Origin of the sequence: uncultured Gimesia sp., assembly GCF_937919775.1 — a bacterium.
Taxonomy (GTDB): domain Bacteria; phylum Planctomycetota; class Planctomycetia; order Planctomycetales; family Planctomycetaceae; genus Gimesia.
This window is the reverse complement of the sequence record NZ_CALFPF010000223.1, coordinates 1-3,423: the sequence shown is the minus strand read 5'-3', so window position 1 is coordinate 3,423 and position 3,423 is coordinate 1. Positions and strand designations below refer to the sequence as shown.

Here is a 3,423-nt window from a genome sequence, read left to right as displayed (position 1 = left end):
GTCATTGATTGAGATATCCAATGAGACATTTAGTCACCTTGCACGATTTGGAATCGTCAGAGATTGTCGATATTTTCGCCCTGGTTCAGGAATTAAAAGAGAAACGGAACGCGGGAGAGCGTCCTCCATTATTGCAGGGACGGACGATGACTCAGGTGTTCGAAAAACCTTCCCTGCGCACACGACTCAGTTTTGAATCGGCGATGTGGGAACTGGGGGGCGGTGCCAGCTTTTTTTCCTGTAAAGAAGCGGGCCTTGATGGCCGCGAGTCGATTGAAGATGTCGCGCGGGTCATCGGCAGATATTCGGACGTCGTGACTCTGCGAACTTTCTCACACGAAATGATTGAACGGTTCGCAAAAAATTCTCAGGCCTGTGTGATCAATGCACTTTCGGATTTAAGTCATCCCTGTCAGGCGTTGACCGACCTTTATACGATTCAGGAAATCACCGGCGATCTGTCGCAGCAGAAAATCGTGTATGTCGGCGATGGGAATAATGTGGCATATTCACTCGCCAATGCGTGTGCGAAACTGGGGGTCAAATTTGTTGTCTCTTCTCCGGAAGGTTTTGAGTTGAAGCCGGAATTTGTGAAGTCATTAATGAAACACAAACCCGATACCCGGCTGGAACTCGAATCCGATCCGCAAAAAGCAGTCGTCGACGCCACCGTAATTTACACCGACGTCTGGGCCAGCATGGGACAGGAAGCGGAAACCGAAAAACGCAAGAAGATCTTCGCGGATTATCAGGTTAATTCCCGCCTGATGGCCGCCGCCGATCCCCAATGCCGGTTCATGCATTGCCTGCCTGCCAAACGTGGCCTCGAAGTCACCGATGAGGTGCTCGACAGCAAACACAGTATCGTGTTCGAGCAGGCCGAAAACCGGAAACACCTGGCGAAAGGCTTGCTCGTCTGGTTGTTGCAGCAATCATAATCATCTCTGATCAAAACAGTGCAAAACCCCGGTCACTCTTGCCGGGGTTTTCTTTTTTTCTGGTTCGTTCCCCTTGTTCACTGCGACACTTAGATTCGACGAAATAAATCTGCTTGACAATTTCACGAATTGTTCGACGAAGAAATCATCCCTGTTTTTACGTGGTTTTATTCGACTTGACGCTGCCGCGCCTTTCGAGAAACTGTTTTTTATGCGTCGCGCGCGTGAAATTGAAATCTCGTAGTTGTGCATCGATATTCACTGTCAATTTCCGCACTATAAAACTCCCTGGTTTGGCGCTGTTTGTTCTGAAAAGACTTCGATCTGCTTCTGAATGAGCACTTCTTTGCGTGCTGAAATATTCCCTGTTTTCATCCCCGTTAGTCTCGATTTCTGCACGAAACAGAGCAAAACATACCATGGTTGCGGCATTGCCGCGCATAAACTGCCAAAGTGGTTCCCGCTGTTCATGCTTGCTCGTAATCTGGATGGCAAAGCAAAACAGACGCTGAGTTAAAATCGGGACGATCCTTGTGAAGTGATTCAACCATTCGGAATGAAAGTGGAAACGCTGCATGATTGTTCTGACTGATAAAAACTGGTGACAATGGTCGGACGATTCCCTGCAACCACAACAGAGAACCGTTCCCTTCGCATTTTACCCGATATGACTCACCTGACATGACCTGAAAATCCGGCAGTCGTCTGCGTTCATAAATCAGCAAATCATGCTCACTTGTTAAACATGTCGCTGACGACATCTTTGTAAAAGACCGAGAACATCAGCCAGGCCATCAGCAGCGTCAGCAGCAGGTTCAACGACTGTCCGCACACATAGAGGATCAGCGGTTTGCCCCCTTTGAGAAATTTCGTCAGTTCGCGGAAGTTGGTTTCCAGTCCGATACTGATAAACGCCAGACAGAAAAACCAGCCGCGAAATACCGCGGAAGACTCTTTCACCATCGTCGGAACAATGATCTCGCCCCCTTCCATGAAAACATACAGCAGCGAGAATATGCCGGAAGCGATAATGAACCCGAGCACAAACTTGGGAAAGCGATACCAGATTTCCCAGGCATCCGGTTTAATGTTTGTTTCTTTGGTTTCCACGCAACTCACCCAGAAGACAGCAACGCCGAACGCGGTGACGCCAATCAGAATGTTCTGAATCATCTTGATCGTAATGGCGACCTGCTCGGCTTCCGGTCCCAGCATCGCACCGGAGGCAGCAACAGCACCGGTGGCATCAATCGTGCCCCCCATCCAGGCACCACCCAGAATCGGGCCAATGCCCAGCATCTTGATGACAGCCGGCATGGCGATCATCATGATCACGGTAAAACTGAGCGAGAGGCCTATCGCAAACGACAGTTCTTCTTTTTTGGCTTTACAGGCGGCCGCTGTCGCGATGGCGGCGGAAACACCACACACCGACATATCCGCCGAGATGACCATGTTCAACGAACGCGATTCCATTTTCAGGATCTTCTGCCCGAAGGCGTATGTACTGATCAGCACGATGGGCGTCACCACCCATGCGACATAAATGCCCGGCAGTCCCAAAACCAGCAGGCGGCTGAAGAGGACACTGGCGCCCATAATCACCAGCCCCGTTTTGATATAGAACTCTGTTTTCAAAGCGGGTTTGAGCCAGTTCGGCGTGCCGATGGTGTTGCTGATCACCAGACCGATCATCAGCGCCCAGAGCGCGTATTCCAGATTATAGTGTTTGACGACGACCTGCCCGGTCAGGATATAAGCCAGCGTCGCCAGCAGAAACACGCCCAGAAAACCGACGGCAAATTTCGAAACAGACTGTCCCATCACTTTAATGCCGATCGAGAAAGCGGCGAGGCTGATCAGGAACACCGCGCAGATCGGGAGAATCAGATCTTTTTTCTCGGGCGGGAAAATGGAATCAATGGGATTGTTTGACCAGGAACCCGGTTTGGACAGCCAGGGTTTCAGCGGGCTGTGTACGCTCAGTTTTTCACCGGCCGTTTTTGCTTCCGCCAGTTGCTCTGAAAAATTGTCAGGCAGGGTGAGGTAGAACGCCAGAAAACAGATCAGCAAAATTCCCCCACCGGTCCAGATGGCCCACCAGTCTTCCGCCGTTTTCATCTCAGACCACGTCGAACGACGAGGTGCTGCAACAACAATATCACTCTGCTCAGGTTCAGGAGTCGGCGCATTTTCAGGCATGGATCGCAATACTTTCTGAGCGGAATGGCGCTAGCCACCGGTTAAACTGGGATCACAATAAAAAAACAAGGTCAGGAAAAACGAAGCAGCTGCGTCTTTCTGAGCGGAACGGTGCTAGCCGCCGGTGTTGCAAGTTATTTTTACCGGTGGCTAGCGCCATGCCGCTCATGAAATGCGTACTGATCAATATCAAACGCTTTGTCACAGAACGGAACAGGTTCCGTTTCAAGTTCAGAACGATACCTTACAAAAAAAACAAGGAATCGAAAAGCGTTGATGCGAT

2 protein-coding genes are annotated in these 3,423 nt (G+C 50.3%); one reads left to right on the top strand and one right to left on the bottom strand.

Annotated elements, in window-relative coordinates; genetic code table 11:
* Positions 1-20: 20 nt before the first annotated feature.
* A complete protein-coding gene (gene argF, locus Q0294_RS05935; RefSeq protein ID WP_299461900.1) occupies positions 21-938 on the top strand; it encodes an ornithine carbamoyltransferase in 918 nt (305 codons plus the stop codon).
* Positions 939-1,670: 732 nt separating this feature from the next.
* Here the strand turns inward: argF and Q0294_RS05930 are convergent.
* The gene (locus tag Q0294_RS05930; protein ID WP_299461898.1) at positions 1,671-3,140 is read right to left on the bottom strand and encodes a putative sulfate exporter family transporter; all 1,470 of its coding nucleotides are present in this window, start codon (positions 3,138-3,140) and stop codon (positions 1,671-1,673) included.
* Positions 3,141-3,423: the final 283 nt, after the last annotated feature.